The organism is Brevibacterium siliguriense, assembly GCF_900105315.1.
Lineage (GTDB): Bacteria > Actinomycetota > Actinomycetes > Actinomycetales > Brevibacteriaceae > Brevibacterium > Brevibacterium siliguriense.
Map to the genome: position 1 here is coordinate 1,576,865 of NZ_LT629766.1, position 21,470 is coordinate 1,598,334.

The window sequence follows — 21,470 nt, forward strand, 5'->3', positions numbered from 1 at the left end:
CAAATGAAGCTTGCCGATTCGTTGAGTTCGAAGGAGATAAGCGACATGCAAGGTATGGATATCTGGTCGGTCCTGACGAAAGTCGGGCTGGCAATCGTCATTCTCATTGTCACCTGGATTATCGCCGCCATCGTCAAATGGGCGATAGGCAAATTGGTCACAAAGGTTCCGGCACTTCAGCGTGACGGAAGCAATGGTCAGCAGATCGGGAAATCGGTCGGGCAGATCGCCGGTCTCGTCATCTGGCTGCTTGGACTCATCGCCGTTCTCCAGCTGTTCAACCTCGATCAGGTTCTGACTCCGCTGCAGGGTCTCCTAGATGGAATCTTCGGGTTCCTGCCGAATATCATCGGCGCAGGATTCATCTTCTTCATCGGCTACGTCTTCGCGAAGATCGCCAAGCAGCTCGTCCAGACCGCGCTCAATGCCGTGGATCTGACGAAGCTGACTTCAAAGTTCCGATCGCTCGGCGACAAGGCCACCGGAGTGGCCGAAGGCGCCGGAAATGCTCAGCCGCATCCCGAAGCCACCCAGCAGTACGCTGCGCAGGGTCAGCAGGGCATGCCTCCACAGGGCGGCCATCCCGGTCATGCACAGAACCCGAACGCTGAGGCGAACGCGAAGATCTCGAACCTCGTCGGCAACCTGGTCTTCGGGATCATCATCATCGTCGTCGCGATCTCGGCGCTGCAGGTCCTCGGCATCAAGGCGATCTCGGATCCTGCCCAACAGATGCTCCAGATCTTCCTCAACGCGATCCCGCTCATCATCGCCGCCGGCATCCTGCTGGCCATCGGCTTCGTCATCGCCAAGTTCCTCGGCAATCTGCTCGAGCAGATCCTCCAGGGCATCGGCACCGACAAGGCCATCAATGAGATCGGTATTGTGCCCGAAGGCACCAGCGCCTCCAACGTGATCACCCGCATCGTGCAGGTGGCCATCATGATCTTCTTCGCGATCATGGCCACCAAGATGCTCGGATTCCCGGAGATCACGAACATCCTCAATGAGATCCTCGACCTCGGCGGGAGCGTGCTCTTCGGCGCTGCGATCATCGCCGCAGGATTCCTCATCGCCGCGCTCATCGGCAAGTTCATCACGAACAACCTTGCCAGCAAGGTGCTGCGCTACTCGGCGATCGCGCTGTTCATCGCGATGGGCCTGCGCTACATGGGTCTGGCCGATTCGATCATCAACCTCGCCTTCGGCGCCGTCGTCATCGGCGGCGCGGCGGCGGCCGCTCTGGCCTTCGGCCTCGGCGGACGTGAGGCGGCCGCGAAGATGCTGAACAAGGTCGACCTCGCCGAGGCGGCTGAGAAGACGAATCCCGACACCGTTGACGGCGGCACCCCGGGATCCGGAACGCACACCACTGGAAACTGAGGTGGCAGCGGAAGCGGGGAGCCTCCTCGGCGAATGAGAGCTGAGGGAGGGGCTGCGCACCGAAACGAAGGGGCGGGGCAGCCGAGGATCGACCTCGGTGCCCCGCCCCTTTCTTGAGCTCGGGGAGACCGCAGTTCAGATGGGGATCGCGATGACGGCGATGCCGATGATGAGCAGGATGACGGTCGAGGCGGCTTCGATGAAGAAGTCGGCGCTGCGGTGGGCCATTGCGGAGGCGGCGAGGCTGGCCACGCACGCGAGGACGAGCTGGTAGGACAGGAGCACGCCGAGGATCAGGGCGACGAGCACGGTGTAGTCGATGCCGGTCGGGGAGGCGGGCACGAGGGTCGGCAGGATTGCGAGGAAGAACAGGCCGACCTTCGGGTTGCTCAGCGAGGAGATGATGCCTCGGCGATAGGACACGAACGAGCGCAGATGGCCCCACGAGGTCGATTCCATGACATGGGCGATCTCGGAGACGGGGCCGTCGAGGGAATCGGAGCCGGTCGACGGGGCGGGGGAAACTTCGGCGGGCTCGCCTGTCGTCTCGGTGGCCCTCAGCTCACGGCGCAGGCGGAGGGCCTGGCGGCCGGCGAGGACGCCGAGGAGGCAGAGGTAGAGGCCGCCGCCGATCTTGAGCAGCTGCACGGCAGCGGGGTAGACGGTCAGCAGAGCAGAGACGCCGGTGAGCGCGAGGACCATCCAGATCACGGTGCCAGTGGCAGTGCCGAGGGCATAGACGAGTCCGGCCTTGCGGCGCAGCGAGGACAGGCGGATCGTCAGGATCGTCTCGGGGCCGGGTGTGACGGCAAGCGCGGCTGCGGCGCCGGTGATGGTGAGGATCTCGGGTCCGGTCACGGCACTCCTTCGAAAGGTGGGGTGATTGAGAAGATGCGAACAGTCAACGGGGATGAAGCACAAGGGGGTCTCCGACGTCGACAGAGACGATCACCATTCTGCCGGAATCGATCAATCGGTAAAAGCAACTGATTATGAATGATCATCAGGTGGTGTCTAATGATTTCCCCGGTCGTCTGCGGCTACTCTTGAGGGCATGTGGGATCTCAATCGTCTGCGGGTCTGGCGCGCCGTCGCGGCCACCGGTTCCGTGGTCGCTGCGGCGAGGAGCCTCAACTACACCCCGGCGACCGTCAGTCAGCACATCACCACCCTGCAGAAGGCCGTCGGGGCGCCGCTCTACGAGCGTTCGGGCCGCGGCATTGAGATCACCGAGCTCGGTCGGCGCCTGGCCGACGATTCGGCGGAGGTCTTCACCGCCGTCGGCCGCCTCGACGATCTGGTCGAAGGCTTCCGCAACGTCAGCAGGCCCCGCCTGCGGATCGCGGCATTCACCTCGTTCAATGCGCGTCTGCTGCCGGGCATCATCGAATCCGTCGCCCAGGATCATCCGAATCTGCGGTTCGACATCCAGCTCAATGAGCCGGCGAAGAACCGGCGCGGGCACTGCCTCATCGAGATCCGGGCGGAAGTCCCGCAGGACGGTGAGATCCACCTGCCGGAGATGACGCGGATCCCGCTCTTCGACGACGACTATCGCGTCGTGGTCCCCGAAGGCCACCGGTTCGCAGGCCGTGAGTCAGTGCCGTTCGGCGCCCTCGAGGATGAGCATTGGGTCGATTACGACATGTGGGCCGGGCCCTCGAGCAAGGTCGTCGACCATGCGTGTGCCGCGGCCGGATTCGAACGCCGCAGCTTCGCTGCCTGCGAGGACGACTTTGCGGCGTTGGCTCTCGTCGCCTCGAGCATGGGCATCACAGTCCTCCCGCGGCTCTCGACTCTGCAGCTGCCGCCGGGACTCGTCGCGGTCGACCTGTCCGACCCCGTGCCGATGCGTCGAGTCGTCATGCACGTGCGGGACAAGGTCGCCCACTTGCCGCATGTCCGCGCCTTCGCCGCCGCCACCCAGACCGCCGCCGACACCCACCCCACCCCCTAATTGCTACCTGACGGGGGCCCAGCAACCTCGCGCCAGGTTGCTGAGCCGCCGTCAGGTAGTCCTGGGAGGGGAGATGCGCCGTTCCTCATAGTGGGCTGAGACCGGGCGCGGAGGGTGGTGGGATAGGCTGTTGGGGTGAGTTCTGAAATCGAAATCGGCAGAGGCAAGCGCGGCCGTCGCGCCTATTCGCTCGACGACATCGCCATCGTCCCCGCTCGGCGCACCCGTGACCCCGAAGACGTGTCGTTGAGCTGGCAGATCGATGCCTACCAGTTCGAGCTGCCCTTCATCGGCGCTCCCATGGACTCGGCCATGTCCCCGGAGACGGTCATCGCCCTGGGTCGATTCGGCGGCCTCGGCGTCCTCGACCTCGAAGGACTGTGGACCCGGTATGAGGATCCCACTCCGCAGCTGGCCGAAATCGCCCAGCTGCCGGCTGAGATGGCGACCTCCCGGATGCAGGAGCTCTACTCCGCACCCATCCAGGCCGAACTCATCACCGCTCGCCTCGAGCAGATCCGTGAAGCCGGAGTCACCGTGGCCGGTGCCCTGACCCCGCAGCGGACTCAGGAGTTCTACAAGACCGTCATCGACGCCGGAGTCGACATCTTCGTCATCCGCGGCACCACGGTTTCTGCCGAGCACGTCTCGACCCACACCGAACCGCTCAACCTCAAGCAGTTCATCTACGAACTCGATGTGCCCGTCATCGTCGGCGGAGCCGCCACCTACACCGCAGCGCTGCACCTCATGCGCACCGGTGCCGCCGGCGTCCTCGTCGGCTTCGGCGGGGGAGCGGCTGCCACCACTCGCAAGACCTTGGGCATCCACGCCCCGATGGCCACCGCTGTCGCCGACGTCCACGCCGCCCGGAGGGACTATATGGACGAATCCGGCGGCCGCTACGTCCATGTCATCGCCGACGGCGGACTCGGCACCAGCGGCGACATCGTCAAGGCCTTCGGGGTCGGCGCCGACGCCGTCATGCTCGGCACCGCTCTGGCCCGGTCGACCGAAGCCCCCGGCCGCGGAATGCACTGGGGCGCCGAAGCCCACCACCCGGACCTGCCGCGCGGCCACCGCGTGGAGCTCGGCACAGTCGGCAGCCTCGAGCAGGTGCTCTTCGGTCCCGGCCGCACCGCGATCGGCGAACTCAACCTCGCCGGTGCCCTGCGTCGAGCGCTGGCTACCACCGGCTACCTCGACCTCAAGGAATTCCAGCGCGTCGACGTCACCGTCTCGCCCTACCAGACTGGTTCGGTGGTCTGATCTGTTCCGCCTGGCACTGACCCCCAGATGGTTGGGGTCCCTGCTCCTCGTGTTGGTGCTCGTCACCTGCTTCGTCGGTCTCTCCGCGTGGCAGGTCGACCGGGCCCAACACAAGAATGACGTCGCTGAATCCGCCGGAGTCAATGAACTCAAGGACTTCAACGACGTTATGGATGCCCAGGCCCCGATGCCCGGCATTCTCGCCGATCAGCGGGTCAGCCTGTCAGGACACTGGATTCCCGATGCTCAGATCGTCGTCCCCGGACGCGTCCAGGACGGGGATTCCGGGTATTGGGTCGTGACGATGTTCGCCCCCGACGGAGCCCACCTCGGTGAGGACGTCAAAGTTGCGAACGCCGACGAAAAGACCATCGCGATCCCCGTTGTCCGCGGTTTCACCGCCGACGAGGACACGGCGATGACCTCCGAGGCACGGGACGGTCAGGTCGAGCTGACCGCGCGGATCGGACCCATCGAAGGCCCCGTCGAGGGCAACGACCTGCCCGATGGACAGGTGCACACGGTCTCGACCTCGCAGATCATCAACCTGTTCCCCGACCTGCTCACCTATTCCGGCTTCCTCATCCCCGAAACTGCGGACGGGGCGGCCGCCTCGGTGGGCACCGACGGCCTCGAACAGGTTCCGACCACGACGACGCGCGACGAAGGCGGATTCGATCTGAAGTCGGCGGTCTACGCCGTCGAATGGATCTTCTTCGCCGCTATGGCCCTCTACATGTGGTTCCAGCTGCTGCGCGATGACTTCGTCCGGCGCCGCCTCGACGAGGATTCCCAGGATTCGGAGAAGAGCGTCGAGTATGTTGTCGTCAAGCCCGCGGGTGATGCGACTATCGACCCCGAGGTGATGTCCGGACTGACCGGACTGCCGACCCATCGACACGGTGGGAAGAAGCCCGGGAAGAAGACCGGGACGAAACTCGAATCGACCGACACCGACACTTCCACGACCGGAGGAAACTGAGCGTGAGCGAAGAACACGAGTCCTTGGACTCCCGCCCCGACTTCGATGAGAAGGACGTGTGGAGCGTCAAACGCTTCACGTCGGCGCGCAATGCGCTGAAGTTCTACCGCGTGATGGCCCTCATCACCGGTACGATGCTGCTCATCCTCACGGTCGAGATGATCTATAAGTACCTCATCGCCGCCGACCCGGCCACCGCCCTGAACTTCGGCGGCTTCAACCTCGCCGCAGCCATCGCAATCTGCCACGGCTGGTGCTACGTCGTCTACCTCATCGGCTGCTTCTGGCTCAACCAGCAGATGCGCTGGACGCTCGGCCGCTACCTCATCCTCGCGCTGGCCGGCGTCGTGCCCGTGATGTCGTTCATCCTCGAGCGCCGCATCCACCGCCAGGTCGACGCGGAGCTCGAAGCCGCCGTCGTCGTCGCGCCCAAGTCATAAGACGTAAACCCACCCTCGCCGAGGCGGCCAGACCGGCCCGGTTCGCCCTCGCCGAGGCAGCCGGGTCATCGTCTCCTCGTCCTCCCCGAGGCGACCCACCGGCACGTGCGCAACCGTGCTGAGGCGGCTGTTCGCCCCGAATTCGGGCGTTCGGTCGCCGACGCTTAGAATTGGATCATGACGCAATCCCAGAGCACGCAGGTGCCCCCTGTCCTCGTCGTCGATTTCGGCGCCCAGTACGCCCAGCTCATCGCGCGCCGCATCCGCGAAGCCGGTCTGTACTCGGAGATCATCGCCCACGACGCGCCGGCGTCCGAGTTCGCGGCGAAGAAACCGGTGGCCATCGTGCTCTCCGGCGGACCGTCCAGCGTCAACGACGCCGCCGCCCCGAGCTTCGACACCTCCGTGTTCGACCTCGGAGTGCCCACGATGGGCATCTGCTACGGCTTCCAGCTCATGTCGACCGCACTCGGCGGCCGCGTGGCCAAGACCGATAAGCGCGAATACGGATCGACCCCGGTCTCCGTGTCCCAGACCGGCGCACTGCTGGCCGAGACCCCGGACAACTACAAGGTCTGGATGTCCCACGGGGACTCCGTCGCCGAGGCGCCCGCCGGCTTCGACGTCCTCGCCTCCACCCCGGACACCCCCGTCGCGGCCTTCGAATGCCCGGCGAAGAAGTTCGCCGGAGTGCAGTGGCACCCCGAGGTCCTCCATTCGGAGAACGGGCAGAAGATCCTCGAGAACTTCCTGTTCAACGTCGCCGGACTCACCGCCGACTGGACGAACGAATCCGTCATCGACGAACAGGTCGAACTCATCCGCGCCCGCGTCGGCAGCAAGAAGGTCATCTGCGCCCTGTCCGGCGGCGTTGATTCCTCCGTAGCCGCCGCCCTGGTCCACAAGGCCATCGGCGACCAGCTCACCTGCGTCTTCGTCGACCATGGTCTGCTGCGTCAGGACGAACGCGTCCAGGTGGAGAAGGACTACGTCGATTCGATCGGCGTTCGCCTGGTCACCGTCGACGCCCGCGAGCAGTTCCTGTCCCAGCTCGCCGGCGTCACTGACCCGGAGGAGAAGCGCAAGATCATCGGCCGCGAGTTCATCCGCACCTTCGAGACCGCTGCCGCCGAGCTCGTCCTCGAGGCTCAGGAAGGCGAAGGCGAAGAGATCGCCTTCCTCGTCCAGGGCACCCTCTACCCCGACGTCGTCGAATCCGGCGGGGGATCGGGCACCGCGAACATCAAGAGCCACCACAATGTCGGCGGGCTGCCCGATGACATTCAGTTCCAGCTCATCGAGCCACTGCGCGCCCTGTTCAAGGACGAGGTCCGCGCCATCGGACGCGAACTCGGCGTGCCCGAGGTCATCGTCTCCCGCCAGCCGTTCCCCGGCCCAGGACTCGGCATCCGCATCATCGGAGAGGTCACCGAAGAGCGTCTGAACATCCTGCGCAAGGCCGACGCCATCGCCCGCGAAGAGCTGACGAAGGCCGGCCTCGACGGAGAGATCTGGCAGTGTCCTGTCGTTCTCCTGGCCGATGTCCGCTCCGTCGGCGTCCAAGGCGACGGGCGCACCTACGGTCATCCCGTCGTGCTGCGCCCGGTCTCCAGCGAGGACGCGATGACCGCTGACTGGACGCGCATTCCCTACGATGTGCTCTCCGTGATCTCCAATCGCATCACCAATGAGGTCGATGACATCAACCGCGTCGTCCTCGACGTCACCTCGAAGCCTCCGGGCACCATCGAATGGGAGTGATCCTCCGCGACCGTTGATGGGTCCCCGCGCGTGACCGTGCGGAAGCCCTCGCCGAGGCGGCCTCGAATGAGACCCCCGAATACTGTTCCTGAACACCGTTCAGTTACAGTTGAGGGGTGCTCGAGGCCGCCTCGGGCGTCCCCGATCCCAATCGGGGAGGATCACGACCAATGGAGTACTCATGACACAGGCCCACACCACCACCTCGGCGGGAATCACCCGTCCTCGCTCGGCCGGCAGCGATATCGCCCTCGTTGCGGTCTTCGCAGCGATGCTCGCGGCCTTTGCGATGATGCCCCCTGTTCCAGTGGGTCCTCTCGGTGTGCCGATCACCCTGCAGACCTTCGCGATCGCCCTGTGCGGAATGGTGCTCGGTCCCTGGCGCGGATTCTCAGCCACTCTGCTCTACGTCGTCCTCGGTCTCGTCGGACTCCCGATCTTCTCGGGAATGCGCGGCGGAATCGGCGTCCTCGCCGGCCCGAGCGCCGGCTACATCCTCTCCTTCGCGCTCTACGCCCTCCTCGCCGGGCTCATCGCCCGCTGGGCTGTGCGTCGCTTCAGCGGAATGAAGCTCGGTGTGGTGCTGTTCCTCGGCGGCTTCGGCGGCAGCCTCCTGCTCAACCACCCGCTGGGCATTCTCGGCATGTCGATCAACGGCGATCTGCCGCTCGGCGTGGCTGCGGTCGCGGATCTCGCCTACTGGCCCGGTGACATTGTGAAGAACATCCTGGCCGCCTCGGTGGCGGTGCTCATCCACCGCGCGTTCCCCGATGTGCTGCGCCGTCGCAGCATCAGCGTCGAATCGGTGTCGGCCGGTCAGGAGCAGGACGCGAAGTGACACGTGAGATCCGGTTGAGCGACGTCGGCGTCGGAGTCCTCGATGAGGGACCCGACGGCGATGTCGTGCGCCCGATCCTCCGGGGCGTCAGTCTCACCCTCACCGAGGATGTCGTCGCCGTCATCGGTGCCAACGGTTCGGGGAAGTCGACTCTGCTGCAGTTGATCAACGGCCTGGTCACCGCGAATGCCGGTGAAGTCCTCGTCGATGGTCTCGACCCGCGGTTGCAGGCGGCGAAGGTGCGTTCGCGCGTCGGTTTCGTCTTCACCGATCCGGCCGCCCAGCTGGTCATGCCGACCCCGATCGAGGACATCGAACTCTCCCTGCGCAAGTCCGTGCCCAAGCGTGAGCGGCGGGCCGCGGCGCTGGCGGTGCTCGACGAACTCGGCATCGCCGACCTCGCCGAACGCAGCGTCTACGAACTCTCCGGCGGGCAGCGGCAGCTGGTGGCCTTGGCCGCGGTGCTTGCGGCTGATCCCCAGATCCTCGTCCTCGACGAGCCGACGACCCTGCTCGACTTACGCAACAAGGAGCGCCTGCGACTGCATCTGCAGGAACTCGTGGCCAGGCGCGGGGTGCGCATCATCCTCACCACCCATGACCTCGAGTTCGCGCAGATCGCCCAGCGAGCGATCGTCGTCGACGACGGTCGGATCGTTGCCGATTCCACCCCCGCCGAGGCGGTCGCCGCCTACCGGAACATCATCATGAGCGATACGCCATGACCGGGCAGGAGGCATGGCGGAAGAAGGCGGGCATCAAATCCCGCCCGCAGCTCTTCGGAAAGGTGGCCCATCCTCGGGGATGGCTGCATGATGTGCCGACGGGAGTGAAGCTGTCGGCGATCGCCGTCATCGGCATCGTGGCGCTCATCTTCCGGGACGCGGCGACGAACTGGTCGATGTTCGCGGTCCTTGTGGTCATCGGATTCACGGCTCGGCTGCGGCTGCGGAACTTCCTGCTCACGTGGATCTACGTCGCGGTGCTCGTGGCGCTCCTCATGGGGCTGCAGTTCATCTTCAGGTCCACCGGTTCGGGCCTGGCCGTCGCCGGGACCATCTTCGCCTGCGTGCAGGCGGCGCTGATGCTCACCCTGACCACCTCGGTGGGGCAGCTGCTCGACGCGTTCACTGTGATCGTCTCACCGCTGCGGTTCTTCGGGGTGAACACGGAGGCGATCGCGTTGACCGCGGGCCTCATGGTCCGGGCGATCTCGCATATCTCCGGTCTGCTCGGGGAAGCCGAGCGCGCCGCCCGCGCCAGAGGGCTGGACTCGAGCATCAAGGCTCGGGTCGTGCCGGCGATCCTGCGGTCGGTCAAATATGCGCAGGACACCGGTCGGGCACTCGATGCCCGCGGCATCGTGGACTGAACTTCTCCACCGACCGCTCGAGTTGCCGTCGATCGCTCATCGCATAGCTTGATACAACGACGCCAACTTGAGCGGTCGACGATTCGCCTCCGGGAGTCTGAGCCGGTTGTGAGCCGGGACTCAGCAGAACACCTGGTGGGAGGAGTAGCCTCGGCGCAAGAGGGGACGAACCCCATCCGAACCGAAGGAGACATGATGACCGGCGCCGAGAACACTGTCCTGTTGGCCATGGACTTCCAGAACGGCATCGCCGGAGACGACGCTTTCGCCTCGACCGGTGTGCTCGAACGCGCACGTGACGCTGTCGCTGCCGCCCGCAGCCACGACATCCCCGTCGTCTGGGTGCGGGTGGCGCTGCGCGAAGGACACCCCGAGTTGGCGGCGACAGCTTCATTCGCACAGATCGCCGCCCACGGAGACATCGACGAGACGCATGCCTCGACGAGTATCCATGAGACTCTCGACCGCCGTCAGGGTGAGCCGATCGTGACCAAACGGCGCATCAGCGCCTTCACCGGCAGCGACCTCGAGGTGCTGTTGCGCGGCTATGGGGTATCGTCCCTCGTGCTCGCCGGAGTGGCCACGAGCGGAGTAGTCCTGTCGACGGTGCGTGAGGCCGCCGACCTCGACTTCGAACTCACTGTGCTCTCCGACGCCTGCGCTGACCGCGACCCCGAGGTCCACACCGTGCTCACAGAGAAGGTGTTCCCCAAACAGGCGAGCGTCCTCACCGTCGCCGACTGGACGTCAAGTCTCGGCTGAGTGTCAGCGCGGTTGCGTCAGTAGGGCAGAGGGTTCTCCAGCCCGGAGTTGACCATCGTGCTGAAGCCGCGGCCGAGCACCTGCGGGGCCGGGTTCTCGATCGCCCGCGAATAATGGCCGACGAGCTGCGAGCAGACGCTCTTCCAGCTGCGCGCCTGCACCTGCTCACGACCGGCGACTCCGAAGGCCCGCCGTTTCGACTCGTCGCCGAGGAGGTCGGCCGCATGCGCTCGCATGGCACCGAGATCCTTCGGAGCGTAGAGCCACCCGGTGCGTGAGGAGTCGACGAGATCGAGCGGGCCGCCTCGGGCGGGAGCGATGACCGGCACTTCGGAGGCCATGGCCTCTTGGATCGTCTGGCAGAAGGTCTCGAGCTCACCCGGAGCGACCATGACATCGAAGCTCGCCACCGCCTGGGCCAGAGCATCCCCGCCGAGGAACCCGGTGAAATGGGCATCCGGCAGCAGCCGCTGCAGACGCATCCGCCACGGCCCGTCGCCGACGATGACGACCTTGGCGCCCGGCAGATCGGTGAGCGCGGCAAGGTCTTCGACCTGCTTCTCCGCCGCCAACCTGCCGACGAAGCCGATGATCTTCTCCCCATTCGGGGCCACGGATCGACGCCAGGCCTCGGAGCGGTGACCCGGGTCGAAGCGGGAGGAATCGACCCCACGGGCCCACAGAGCCACCTCGGCGACACCTAGTCCTTCCAGCTGATTGATCGTGTACGACGACGGGGCAAGCGTCAGGGAGGAATGCTGGTGGATATTGCGGACGTGGTTCCACAGCATGGCCTCGATGCCGTGCATTCCGTACCGGGCGGCGTAGGCGGGAACCTCGGTCTGGTAGATCGCCACGGTCGGCAGATTGAGCGTCTGGGCGGCGAGGACCCCGCGCCAGCCGAGGACGAACGGGCTGGCCAGGTGGACGACGTCCGGAGCGAAACGCTGCAGCAGCCGGCGGATGCGGGTGACGCCGCCGGGAGCCACGCGGATGCGCCGATACTTCGGCAAAGCGATCGAGGGGACCCGGACGATGCGGGTGCCAGCGACCTCCTTCGGACCGTCCCTGCGCGTGCCCGGAGCGATGACGAGGACCTCGTCGCCGCGGTCGGCCAGATGGTCGAGGACCCGCAGGAGTGAGTGGGTGACCCCATTCATATTGGGGAGGAAGGATTCTGCAATGATCGCTACTCTCACGGCTTCCAGCTAAGGCCCGCCGAGTGACGAATGCATGACCCGAAGGCGACATGTCGGCGACATCTGGCCGAAATCGGCCCATCGCCGCTTCGGTGATCGCTGAATGCCGGTGTCAGTGACCGGTGGCAGCCCGTCTCAGTGACCGCACACGGTCACCTCGGTGTCCGGATGATGACCTGTTCGCGACGAGTCTGAACCCCGCGTAAACTGAGGTGTCGGAAATGCTCGCGCAGCACATGGAACGAGGGGAATGACCGTGGTCTGGTTCATCGTCGGCGGTTGTGTACTCGCCGCCCTGATCGTCCTCTTCGTCGTCCTCACCGTCCTGCGCTTCAACCAGCTGTCCATGGCTCGGTCGCTGTGCGACGAAGCCAAACGCCAGCTCATCGGCGAGATCCGCGCCCGCCACGCTCTCGTGCCCGCCTATATCGGCACCCTCCAGCAGATCGCCGGACAGGACCTGTCCAGGCTCGAACTCGCGCTCGCCTCCGCCGAACGGGCTCCCTTCGACCACCGCGGTGCGGCGGCCGAGAACGCCCTGACCGACGCCGTCAATGATGCCGCGCTCATCCCCGCAGCGCTGACCGAGAGGTCCCTGACCTCGGACTATGCCCGGACCCAGCAGGCGGCGGTCAATGAAGAGATCGACACGACGATCCAGCTCCTGCACGGCCAGCTGCAGGTGCTCACCGAACGGATCCTCGCCGGCGCCCGCTTCTACAACACGAACGTCGAACGCTATCACCGGCAGCGGATGCGCCCGATCGCTCGCCTCTTCGGCGGAGTCTTCAAAGCCCGCGACCCGTTCACCGTTGCGATCGATGGCGATGGCGGCCCCGGTGCGGCAGGCCCCGCCTCGGCGAGGATGACCCCGTGACCCGTTTCCGTATCGATCTGGGCTACCGCGGCACGGATTTCCACGGCTGGGCCAAGCAGCCGGGATTGCGCACCGTACAGGCCGCTGTCGAGTCCGGGTTGGAGAGGATCACCGGCACCGAGGCGGCCACCGTCGTCGCCGGCCGCACCGATGCCGGCGTCCACGCTCGACGACAAGTCGTCCACATCGATCTGAGCGAGGCGGCGATCTCCAAGCTTGTCGGACGCTCGAATCGACCCGCCGAGGCGGCTCTCCTGTCCCGTCTGCGCGGAGTTCTCGCCGCCGGTGAGTTCCACGACATCGTCGTTCACGCGGTGACCGAGGTGCCCGAGGACTTCGACGCGCGGTTCTCCGCCCTGTGGCGGTCATATCAGTACCGGTTGGCCGATCACCGATCCTTCATCGATCCGCTGCTGACCCAGGTGACCCCGCGCCATAAGGGCGAGCTCGATGCCGAAGCCATGGCCGAGGCCGCGAGCGAGGTCCAGGGACTCCACGACTTCCTGCCGTTCTGCAAGCCCCGGGAGGGAGCGACGACGATCCGCACTCTCCACGAACTGCGGGTCGAACGTGATCAGGACGCTGTCATCACCATCGATCTGCGCGCCGATGCATTCTGTCATCACATGGTCCGGGCTCTGGTCGGCGGACTGATCAAGGTCGGATCCGGCAATTGGGCGGTGACCCGCCCGGCCGAACTCATCGCCGAGGCGGACGCCGGGTTGACCCCGGATGTGCCCATGTTCGTCACCCCCGCCGAAGGCCTCGTCCTCACCGAGGTCGGCTACCCGGCACCCGAGGATTTTGCGGCTCGGAATGCCCAGACGATGGCCCGCCGCGACCAGGATTAATCCGGCGTCGCGGCCCTGAACGGCCCGGTGCGTCGGTTGGTCGAACAGGACGCCTGTCGTAATTATGTGAGAATTCCTCTTTCCAGGTGTGAGAATCCTGTGTAGATTCACACTTAAGTAACTCTTAGTTCGCATTGGCACTGCAGGATGGAATCCGTCTCCATCCCCACCAGCACGGTTGATGTGCGCCTGACTGACCGATCGAAGGAACTGAATACATGTCGAAACTTGTGACCAAAGTGCTGGCCACGGGCGCCGCAGTGTCGATGCTGACACTGCCGGGGCTCTCGCCGGCCATTGCGGCGCCTTCCCTGGGAAACGGAAACTCGACCGAAGGCAGCGCCACAGCACCGAGTGAGTCGGCTCCCGCGAACCCCGATGAGACGGCGAATGATTCGACAGCCGGCGGCAGTTCTGCGAAGTCGCAGGATGATGCCGACGTTGATCAGGACTCGGGCAGCGAAGCGCAGTCGGCACCCGAGGGCACCAAGGTCCAGCTGCTCAATGTCACCGACTTCCACGGACGCATCTCCGAGGCCGGCACTCAGGTCGCCTCGGTGGTCGAAGAGGAGCGTGCGAAGTTCGGCACGGGCGGCGACAATGCAGGTACCGCGCTGCTGTCGACCGGTGACAACATCGGAGCTTCGACCTACACGTCCTCGTCGCAGAACGACAAGCCCACCCTCGACGTCCTCAACGCCATGGGCGTCGAGGCTTCGGCTGTCGGCAACCACGAATTCGACAAAGGCATCGACGACCTCACAGGACGCGTCAGCGACGAAGCCGACTTCCCGTACTCGGCAGCCAACGTCTACGACAAGGGAACGGAGAACGTCGTCGACGGCCTCGACGAGTACTCCATCGTCGATGTGGCGGGAGTCAAGATCGCCGTCATCGGCGTCGTCACCAAGGACACCGCTTCGCTCGTCTCACCGGACGGAATCGCCGACCTCGACTTCGGCGACCCCACGGACGCAGTCAACCGCGTGGCCGAGGATCTCGAGGAGCTGCCCGAAGACGAACAGCCGGATATGACGGTCGTCGAGGCCCACCTCGGCGCGTCGTCGACCGAGAGCCTCGAGGACGCGAAAGCGTCGAATGCCGAGTTCAAGAAGCTCGTCACGGAGGCCGACGCCTCGGTCGACGCCATGTTCACCGGCCACACCCACATGCCGTATTCCTTCGAAGCACCCGTGCCCGGAGAGCCCGACCGAACCCGTCCCGTCATCGAGGCCGGCAGCTACGGCGAATACGTCGGGCAGGTGACAATGCGCGTCGACGGCAACAGCAATTGGCAGGCCAGCGGCATCGACCTCATCGAGACCGAGGGCAAGAGCTATGACTCCGAGGTCGTCGACAAGGTCGCCGGCATCGTCAGCGACGCAGAGGACAAGGCCAAGGAACTCGGCTCCGAGGTCACCGGCACGATCAGCGAGGACATCACCCGGGCCAAGAAGGACGGCGAAGAGGATCGCGGTGCCGAGTCCACGCTCGGCAACCTCGTCGCCGATGCACTCAAAGAGGGCGTCGAGGAGACCCAGCTGGAGGAGGCCGACTTCGGTATCACGAACCCCGGTGGACTGCGCACCGACCTGCTCTGCGACGACATCTACAACACTGAAGACAAGTGCGAAGTCACCGTTGCCGAACTCAACAGCGTGCTTCCCTTCGCGAACGACCACGGCGTCGTGACGATGAAGGGCGAAGACGTCATCGGCCTGTTCGAAGAACAGTGGCAGCCCGACGGTGCGTCCCGACCGTTCCTCCACCTGGGCATCTCCGATGACCTCGACGTCGTCTACGACACTGAAGCCGACAAGGGCGAGCACGTGAAGTCCGTCAAGGTCGATGGCAAAGACATCGACCCGAACAAGGACTACCGGGTTGCGACGCTGAGCTTCCTCGCGGCCGGTGGTGACAACTTCTCCTCCTTCGCCAAGGGCGACTTCGAACAGTCGGGACTGACCGACTTCGAGACCTGGGAGAACTACTTCAACAAGCACCAGGCCGAGGGCGAGGACGTCACCCCGGACAAGAACGAACGACAGGCCGACTCAGCCAAGGACGTCATCGACAATGGTGAGCTGAGCGCCGAGCTGACTGCTCCGAAGACCATCAAGCCGGGTGAGAGCGCCGAGTTCACGCTCAAGACGGATGCGAAGTCCGAGGTGTCGGGTCCCATCGACATCACCGTCGACCTGCCCGAAGGCTATACCGCCGAGGCGGCCGCACAGTCCGAGGCCCAGTCGGCTTCCGCCGATGCCACCAAGGACGAAGCCCCCGAGGTCAGCGCCGAGGCGGCTGCGAAGACGATCACTCTCGACTCGATCCCGGCGGGGGAGGCCGAGACTCCTGTGACTGTGACCGCGCCCAAGGACGCCTCGGGTGAGGTGACCGTCAAGGTCAGCGTGCAGGCGAATGCCGAAGGTCCGTGGTGGGACGACAACCCGCTGCCGCTGGCACACGAGTTCGAAGCCACCGCTGCGGTCGGTGACGACGCGGATGCGTCGGCCGGCGATGGCGGTTCGGCCGACGGCGGTTCCGCTGATGGCGGTGCCGCTGACGGTGGTGCCGCTGACGGCGGAGACAGCGCAGCCGGGGGCGTCGCCGATGGCGGGGACGACGCGGCTGGTGGATCGGATGGTTCGTCGAATGCCGGCGGCGACGCCGACGGTGCGAATGCTTCGTCCGACGGTGGTTCGGCCGATGGCTCCGGGGCCGATGCGAACGGTTCCAAGGACGGCGGTGACCTGCCGCGCACCGGCTTCGAGACCTTCAACATCGTCGCTGCGGCACTGGCACTCATCGTCGCAGGCGCCACAGCGGTCACGATCGTCCGCCGCCGCAAGCTCAGCCTTCAAGGCTGACTCCAGCTGAGCGAGGTCGATGCCAGACAAGCGGGGCCGGAGAGTTCTTCTCTCCGGCCCCGTTGTTCTTCCCAAGTGCGTGCTGAGGCTACTGGTGTGTGATGCCGTCATCGTCGGCGTCTGAGACCTCAACCTTGGCGGCTTCACCAGCCTCGTCGGCTTTGGCGTGGGCCTCAGTTCCGCTTGCGGGAGCCTGCGGGAGGGTGGCGCGGAAGGTCTCGAGGTGAGTGAGCACCGGGACGAGGAAGAGGATGCCGACGGCCGGCACCACGATGCCTGAGTCATTGATGACGGTGCCGACTCCCAGCAGGATCGCCAGACTGATCATCGCCGCGCGCAGCAGCGGAATCCGCCGATAGGTCTCCTGCAGCCCGTGCAGGCGGAAGCGCGCAGGGTCGAGTGCCATCCAGAACACGCCGATGATGATGAGCGGCAGCACCAGAGTCATCCACGACTGAGTGAGGATGTCGATGTTCATCCCGATCTTACGGGCCAGGACACTGAGCGCCTGACCGCTGATGATCGAATCGAAGAACCGCCCGAAGTGCGTGCGCTGATCGGCCGGTCGCAGCCAGTCGAGGAACAGCACGGTGAGCATGACGAAACCGGCGATGCCCACCGTCAGCCCAAGTCGTCTGAGCGAGAACCGGATGCTCGCTGCGGTCAGCACGAGGTAGGCGACTCCGATGATGAGCGTGGGCACCGAGCCGAACTTCGTGCCCAGCCCCGGTGCGGCGAGGATGACGCAGGAGACGAGCACGGGAAGAGTGACGATGAGGACGCGATGCAGCGGCTTGGTCACCAGAGACGCGAACCCGGCAACCGCCAACAGCAGCGCACAGCAGTAGAGCGCCAGCGCTGAGTTCCCGATCCCATAGAACCGGGAGGCGATGAGCAGCGGCTCACCCAACAGCGTCGACATCTGCAGCTGTGACCCGGTGACGACGTCATAGGCGAGCACGGCGACGGTCACGGTGGATACGAAGAGCACCGGCCCGAACTTGTGCCGCCGCCAGGGGCCGAGCAGTCCCAGCACCCCAGCAGCAGCGCCCACCCGGCTAGGGCTCCGAGCATCGCAATGTCCGGGTTCGTCGCTCGCTCCCACGGCACCGTATTGACGAGATACGTCGAGATCGGCATCGCCGCGAACACGACGCCGAGGCGGTACGCCCCGGAATGGACGAGCTCTCGGTGATTCTTCCGCATGAACCACGCCAGCCCCAGCAACCCGACCATGAGCACCGCGACGACGGGGAAGAACCACGTCGACAGCTCGTTCTGCGTCTTCACCGCCACCTGCCGGTCGAGCACCGCCTGGTAGCGTGCCTTCCAATCGGACCCATGCGACCCGGAGGTCATCGGCGCCCCGGCCGCATTGTCCATCTCCTCGGCCCCGGACAGAGCCACGAGCGTCGGCGCCAGATCGGGCACCTGCACCAATCCGGGCTGCCGCGTCGACGATGACGTGAGCAGTCCCGCCTGTTCTCCCGGCTCGACCATCATCGTCGCCTGCATCGACGAGCCTTTGTGCGCGCCGTCGGAGATCGAGGAGAACACCACGGGAACGCGACCCTCGCCGAGGCGGTTCGGCCGATCCGCGCTCATCCACCCGGTCGATTCGAGGACGTCCCCGACCTGCGCATCGAGGTGCTTCAACGAGTAGCCGTCAGCGGCGGTATTGCCGAGGTCGACGAGGGTGAGTTCACCGTCCTCGGCGGATTCCGCCACGTCCGCGCCCAGGTCGGAGCCGACGGGCGACCAGTTCTCGACGTGGCCGGAGGGGGTGGCTGCGGCGATCGCGGCACCGTTGCCGAAGGCGCGGATAGCGGGCACCGCCTCGGCCAGCGCTCCGAGGGACGCATCGTAGTTGTCGCCGCGGGCCACCTGCGCGTAGACGTCCCAATCGGCGACCCATCCGTCGAGCGGGGATGCCGGTTCGCGACACTGGTCGCGGGGTTCGTCGGCGGCACGACGTCCGGATCCGAGTCCCAGCCAGCCGTCGACCGGGCAGCTCGTTGTGTGCACGCTGCGAGGCGTGATCGTCCCGATCTGCCCGCCCTTCATCATCACCCACAGATTCGGTGTGGTGCGCGGGTCGAGGTCCTCGAAGCTGAATCCGGAGACGTTGATCGACACGACCCCGGATTTCGCCGAGGCGGCCTCGCCGTCGTCCTGTCCCGCAGCCGGGGCGGCTTGCCCGGCCTGGGGGAGACCGAGGACGAAGAGGGCGAGAGCCAGGATCCCGAGGAGGACCCGGGCGGTGGGGGAGGTCACGGGGGCTCTCATCGGTGAGCCTCCTCGGCGTGTTCAGCACTGAGCGCCAGCAGGAAGGGCAGGAGGACCATGGCTCCGGTCGAGGGCACGGCGACACCGGAATCGGTGAGCACGAGCCCGACGCCGAGCCCAGTGGCGGCGGCGAGGAAGCCGAAGTGCAGATCGGCATCGGCGAAGATCTGGGGGAGCCGTCCCCGCCATTTGTTGACCAGGCGTCCGGTGCGGCTGCCGGCGTGGACGCGGGGGAAGTGGAGGAGGTAGCGGAGGAAGACGAGGATCGCGATGACCGCGAGCGGGGTGACGATGGCCAGAGCCGGGTTGATCTGGATGATGTGGAGGTTCGCGCCGAGCTTGCGGCCGACGACCTGCAGGGCCTCACCCGTGACGATCTGGTCGAAGAACGTGCCGAAATGCGAGCGTGCCCCGGTCGGGCGCAGCCAGTCGAGGAAGGCGATGCCGATGAGGATCGCCAACGATGCCACGCCGATCAGCGCGAGGCGCAACAGGGTCAGGCGGATCTTCGACAGCAGTGCGAGCAGGACCATGAGGCCGGCGAGGATGGCGATCGTGCCGCCGAACTTAGCACCCCAGGACGGGTTGCCGGAGACGAATACTGCGGCCAGGCCGACGACGACGGGCACTATGATCACGGCTCGGCGGTGGCCGCGCGTCCGCAGCCAGGAGACCACGATTCCTAAGAAGATGAAGAGGCTGACGATGAAGATCGCCGCACCCTGATTGCCGAGTCCGTAGTAGCGGCCGCCGACGATCGGATTGTAGCCGAGCAGCGAGTTCGACTGCAGATGGGAGCCGGTGGCCAGATCGGCGGCGAGGACGACCACGTTCGCCCCGGCCAGGGCGCCGACTCGCCCTCGCCAGGTCCTACCCCATGGCGGGATGAAGGCGAGGACGAACAGAGCGGCGGCGGTGCCGATGACCGAGAGGAACAGACCGAGTCCGGGCTCGTCCATTCGCGACCAGGGGACGAGACCGGCGAGGAACGCTCCCATCGGCAGGGCCGCGACGGCCAAGGACACCAGGCCGAGGAATCGGTGGACGTATGGAGCCCGGGTGGCGCCGCCTCGGCGACCGAGGATAGAGCGGTTGAGCAGAATCGCGCTCGCGATGAAGAGGACGTAGAAGATGACGTCGAGGGTGATGGAGAACGTCGAGAGGTTCTGATGGATCGTCGTCGCTTTCTGCGCCTCGGCGACGAGATCGTCGATGCGCTGCTGCGGGTGATCATCGGTGGGGGCGGAGTCGAACCCGACGGCGCGCGGGGAATCGACGTCGAGGACATCGAGGATGCCCGGTGCCAGATCGGTGATCTGCAACAGCCCCGGGGTGCGGGTCGTCGCCGAGGACAGGGACCCGGGTTCGAATCCGGGACCTGCGGCGATGAACGCCCGCAGCTGCGGCAGACCGGAACTGTCACCGAGGCCCGCAACGATGATCGTCGGATCGGCGGCCCCGTCCTTCGCGTTCTCCCGCACCTCCTTCAGACGCACACCGAGGCGGCGGTCGGCTTCGGCGACGCGGGTCTCGCGGTCGAAATTCGGGGGAACGGTATAGGAGTAGTTCGGGATCGGATCGTACAGCCAGGAGCGGATTCCGATGGCGCCGAGGTCGACGACGCCGAGGCGGCAGCCCGTGGCGGTCGCATCTTCCGTGAAGTTCGACACCACCCCGTCTTCGTTCGCGGCGGCATAGGCCGCGCCGGGACCTTCGGCCGCAACGCAGGGTTCGAGCAGGGAATCCGCATCGGCTGCGTCGGTGCCGGCGGGGTAGTCCTCGCCGGATTCGGCGATGGTGCGTGCGAGCATCCCATAGTCGACGGAGTACCCGGAGCCGATGTTGGGTTCCTTGACCGCGTCGAAGTCCTCGATCTGAGCCGTAGTCGTTCGGGCAGCGGAATCGCCGTCATGAGCTTCGTCACTCTTCGCCGCCTCTTTCGCCGAGGCGGCCTCGGAGTCTGCGGAATCGTGGTCGACGTTCGTGGTGGGGGCGATCATCGTCGGGCAGCGGGCCGGGTCATCGGGGTCGGCATCCTCGGCGACGGGGGAGGGCCCGGCCTGCGCACGCGCGCCCGCACCGAAGGACAGCCAACCGGAGGCAGGGCAGGTGGCCGAGCCGATCGTGCGCACGTTGAGGTTCGCGGCCGCGCCTTCGGAGAGCAGTCGGTAGAGGTTCGGAGTGCGCTCGCGATCGATATCATTGATGGTCAGGCCCGGAATGCCGAAGACGACCGTCTGACCGTCCGGGGCTCGTGTCTCGTCCGCCGAGGCGCTCGTGCCGATCGCTGTGCCGGTCGCGGAGTCCTCCGAGGACGATCCCGTCGTTGATTCCCGCGCCGAGGCGGGGCCGAGTCCGAGGCCTGCCATCAGGAGCCCGACCAGGAGACCCAGCATCAGGATTCTCAATGCGGGAAGTCGGAAGGGCAGGCTGGAGTGAGTCGGCACAGATCAATACTATCGGCTCAGGTTTCAGCTGGTCCTGAGACCGCTCTGGGCGTTTGCTCCCTGGGCCCGGGGCCATGTATATTTGATTGTCGTTGTGTGTGCTTGTCGCACTCCCTTACATAGCCTCATGCGTTGCAGGCCCGTAGGTGAGGGGAATGCGTCGATAGGTTCACCCGATT

At 65.8% G+C, this 21,470-nt stretch carries 18 protein-coding genes; 13 read left to right on the plus strand and 5 right to left on the minus strand.

What is annotated here, in order from left to right; all coding sequences use genetic code 11:
* Positions 1 to 45: 45 nt before the first annotated feature.
* Entirely contained in the window at positions 46 to 1,383 is a 1,338-nt protein-coding gene (locus BLU88_RS06880) for a mechanosensitive ion channel (RefSeq protein ID WP_092011673.1), read from the plus strand.
* A 135-nt stretch (positions 1,384 to 1,518) separates the two neighbouring features.
* Here the strand turns inward: BLU88_RS06880 and BLU88_RS06885 are convergent, their stop codons facing one another.
* A complete protein-coding gene (locus BLU88_RS06885; protein WP_092011675.1) occupies positions 1,519 to 2,241 on the minus strand; it encodes a LysE family translocator in 723 nt (240 codons plus the stop codon).
* Between the two features lie 196 nt (positions 2,242 to 2,437).
* Between BLU88_RS06885 and BLU88_RS06890 the strand changes: the two genes are divergently transcribed.
* From BLU88_RS06890 to BLU88_RS06930, 9 genes are all read left to right on the plus strand, one after another.
* Positions 2,438 to 3,340, plus strand: coding sequence for a LysR family transcriptional regulator (locus BLU88_RS06890; protein ID WP_092011678.1), 903 nt, complete (start codon positions 2,438 to 2,440; stop codon positions 3,338 to 3,340).
* 135 nt (positions 3,341 to 3,475) lie between these two features.
* Positions 3,476 to 4,609, plus strand: a complete 1,134-nt coding sequence (locus BLU88_RS06895; RefSeq protein WP_092011681.1) for a GuaB3 family IMP dehydrogenase-related protein — start codon at positions 3,476 to 3,478, stop codon at positions 4,607 to 4,609.
* 31 nt (positions 4,610 to 4,640) lie between these two features.
* Entirely contained in the window at positions 4,641 to 5,591 is a 951-nt protein-coding gene (locus tag BLU88_RS06900) for an SURF1 family protein (protein ID WP_231939657.1), read from the plus strand.
* Between the two features lie 2 nt (positions 5,592 to 5,593).
* On the plus strand, positions 5,594 to 6,031 hold the full coding sequence (locus BLU88_RS06905; protein WP_092011683.1) for a DUF3817 domain-containing protein: 438 nt from the start codon (positions 5,594 to 5,596) through the stop codon (positions 6,029 to 6,031).
* A gap of 177 nt (positions 6,032 to 6,208) precedes the next feature.
* On the plus strand, positions 6,209 to 7,792 hold the full coding sequence (guaA, locus tag BLU88_RS06910; protein WP_092011686.1) for a glutamine-hydrolyzing GMP synthase: 1,584 nt from the start codon (positions 6,209 to 6,211) through the stop codon (positions 7,790 to 7,792).
* A 181-nt stretch (positions 7,793 to 7,973) separates the two neighbouring features.
* The gene (locus tag BLU88_RS06915; RefSeq protein WP_092011689.1) at positions 7,974 to 8,630 is read left to right on the plus strand and encodes a biotin transporter BioY; all 657 of its coding nucleotides are present in this window, start codon (positions 7,974 to 7,976) and stop codon (positions 8,628 to 8,630) included.
* The gene (locus BLU88_RS06920; RefSeq protein ID WP_197678204.1) at positions 8,627 to 9,355 is read left to right on the plus strand and encodes an energy-coupling factor ABC transporter ATP-binding protein; all 729 of its coding nucleotides are present in this window, start codon (positions 8,627 to 8,629) and stop codon (positions 9,353 to 9,355) included. Before BLU88_RS06915 ends, BLU88_RS06920 begins: the two co-directional genes overlap by 4 nt.
* Positions 9,352 to 10,002: an energy-coupling factor transporter transmembrane component T family protein gene (locus BLU88_RS06925; protein ID WP_092011692.1), complete on the plus strand. Its 651-nt coding sequence runs from the start codon at positions 9,352 to 9,354 to the stop codon at positions 10,000 to 10,002. Before BLU88_RS06920 ends, BLU88_RS06925 begins: the two co-directional genes overlap by 4 nt.
* Before the next feature lie 192 nt (positions 10,003 to 10,194).
* Positions 10,195 to 10,764: a cysteine hydrolase family protein gene (locus BLU88_RS06930; RefSeq protein ID WP_231939658.1), complete on the plus strand. Its 570-nt coding sequence runs from the start codon at positions 10,195 to 10,197 to the stop codon at positions 10,762 to 10,764.
* Positions 10,765 to 10,781: 17 nt separating this feature from the next.
* Here BLU88_RS06930 and BLU88_RS06935 read toward each other — a convergent pair whose 3' ends face one another.
* A complete protein-coding gene (locus BLU88_RS06935) occupies positions 10,782 to 11,963 on the minus strand; it encodes a glycosyltransferase family 4 protein (RefSeq protein ID WP_231939659.1) in 1,182 nt (393 codons plus the stop codon).
* Positions 11,964 to 12,213: 250 nt separating this feature from the next.
* Here BLU88_RS06935 and BLU88_RS06940 point away from each other — a divergent pair, with 250 nt between their 5' ends.
* The 3 genes from BLU88_RS06940 (at position 12,214) to BLU88_RS06950 (ending at position 16,558) form a co-directional block, all read left to right on the plus strand.
* Entirely contained in the window at positions 12,214 to 12,840 is a 627-nt protein-coding gene (locus tag BLU88_RS06940) for a LemA family protein (protein ID WP_092011698.1), read from the plus strand.
* Positions 12,837 to 13,691 (plus strand): tRNA pseudouridine(38-40) synthase TruA, encoded by an 855-nt coding sequence (truA, locus tag BLU88_RS06945; protein WP_092011701.1) that lies wholly within the window; start codon positions 12,837 to 12,839, stop codon positions 13,689 to 13,691. The genes BLU88_RS06940 and truA overlap by 4 nt, the downstream gene beginning before the upstream one ends.
* Positions 13,692 to 13,909: 218 nt before the next feature.
* Positions 13,910 to 16,558 carry a bifunctional metallophosphatase/5'-nucleotidase gene (locus BLU88_RS06950; protein ID WP_092011704.1) on the plus strand — a complete coding sequence of 883 codons (2,649 nt, stop codon included), beginning with the start codon at positions 13,910 to 13,912 and terminating at the stop codon, positions 16,556 to 16,558.
* An 88-nt stretch (positions 16,559 to 16,646) separates the two neighbouring features.
* On the opposite strand, the gene BLU88_RS18600 is transcribed toward BLU88_RS06950, so the two are convergent.
* Genes BLU88_RS18600 through BLU88_RS06960 form a run of 3 tightly spaced genes read right to left on the minus strand, consistent with a single transcriptional unit; the run spans position 16,647 to position 21,240 of the window.
* A complete protein-coding gene (locus BLU88_RS18600; RefSeq protein ID WP_231939660.1) occupies positions 16,647 to 17,549 on the minus strand; it encodes a hypothetical protein in 903 nt (300 codons plus the stop codon).
* Positions 17,528 to 18,844, minus strand: a complete 1,317-nt coding sequence (locus BLU88_RS18605) for a hypothetical protein (protein WP_231939661.1) — start codon at positions 18,842 to 18,844, stop codon at positions 17,528 to 17,530. The genes BLU88_RS18600 and BLU88_RS18605 overlap by 22 nt, the downstream gene beginning before the upstream one ends.
* On the minus strand, positions 18,841 to 21,240 hold the full coding sequence (locus tag BLU88_RS06960) for a hypothetical protein (RefSeq protein ID WP_092011707.1): 2,400 nt from the start codon (positions 21,238 to 21,240) through the stop codon (positions 18,841 to 18,843). Before BLU88_RS06960 ends, BLU88_RS18605 begins: the two co-directional genes overlap by 4 nt.
* Between the last annotated feature and the right edge of the window lie 230 nt (positions 21,241 to 21,470).

Bases quoted from the DNA above. Each gene is read 5' to 3' on its own strand.
- BLU88_RS06950 (WP_092011704.1), top strand. From the start codon at position 13,910: ATGTCGAAACTTGTGACCAAAGTGCTGGCCACGGGCGCCGCAGTGTCG.
- BLU88_RS18605 (WP_231939661.1), bottom strand. From the start codon at position 18,844: ATGAGAGCCCCCGTGACCTCCCCCACCGCCCGGGTCCTCCTCGGGATC.
- BLU88_RS06940 (WP_092011698.1), top strand. From the start codon at position 12,214: ATGACCGTGGTCTGGTTCATCGTCGGCGGTTGTGTACTCGCCGCCCTG.
- BLU88_RS06915 (WP_092011689.1), top strand. From the start codon at position 7,974: ATGACACAGGCCCACACCACCACCTCGGCGGGAATCACCCGTCCTCGC.
- BLU88_RS06960 (WP_092011707.1), bottom strand. From the start codon at position 21,240: ATGCTGGGTCTCCTGGTCGGGCTCCTGATGGCAGGCCTCGGACTCGGC.
- BLU88_RS06930 (WP_231939658.1), top strand. From the start codon at position 10,195: ATGATGACCGGCGCCGAGAACACTGTCCTGTTGGCCATGGACTTCCAG.
- BLU88_RS06890 (WP_092011678.1), top strand. From the start codon at position 2,438: ATGTGGGATCTCAATCGTCTGCGGGTCTGGCGCGCCGTCGCGGCCACC.
- BLU88_RS06880 (WP_092011673.1), top strand. From the start codon at position 46: ATGCAAGGTATGGATATCTGGTCGGTCCTGACGAAAGTCGGGCTGGCA.
- guaA (WP_092011686.1), top strand. From the start codon at position 6,209: ATGACGCAATCCCAGAGCACGCAGGTGCCCCCTGTCCTCGTCGTCGAT.
- BLU88_RS06925 (WP_092011692.1), top strand. From the start codon at position 9,352: ATGACCGGGCAGGAGGCATGGCGGAAGAAGGCGGGCATCAAATCCCGC.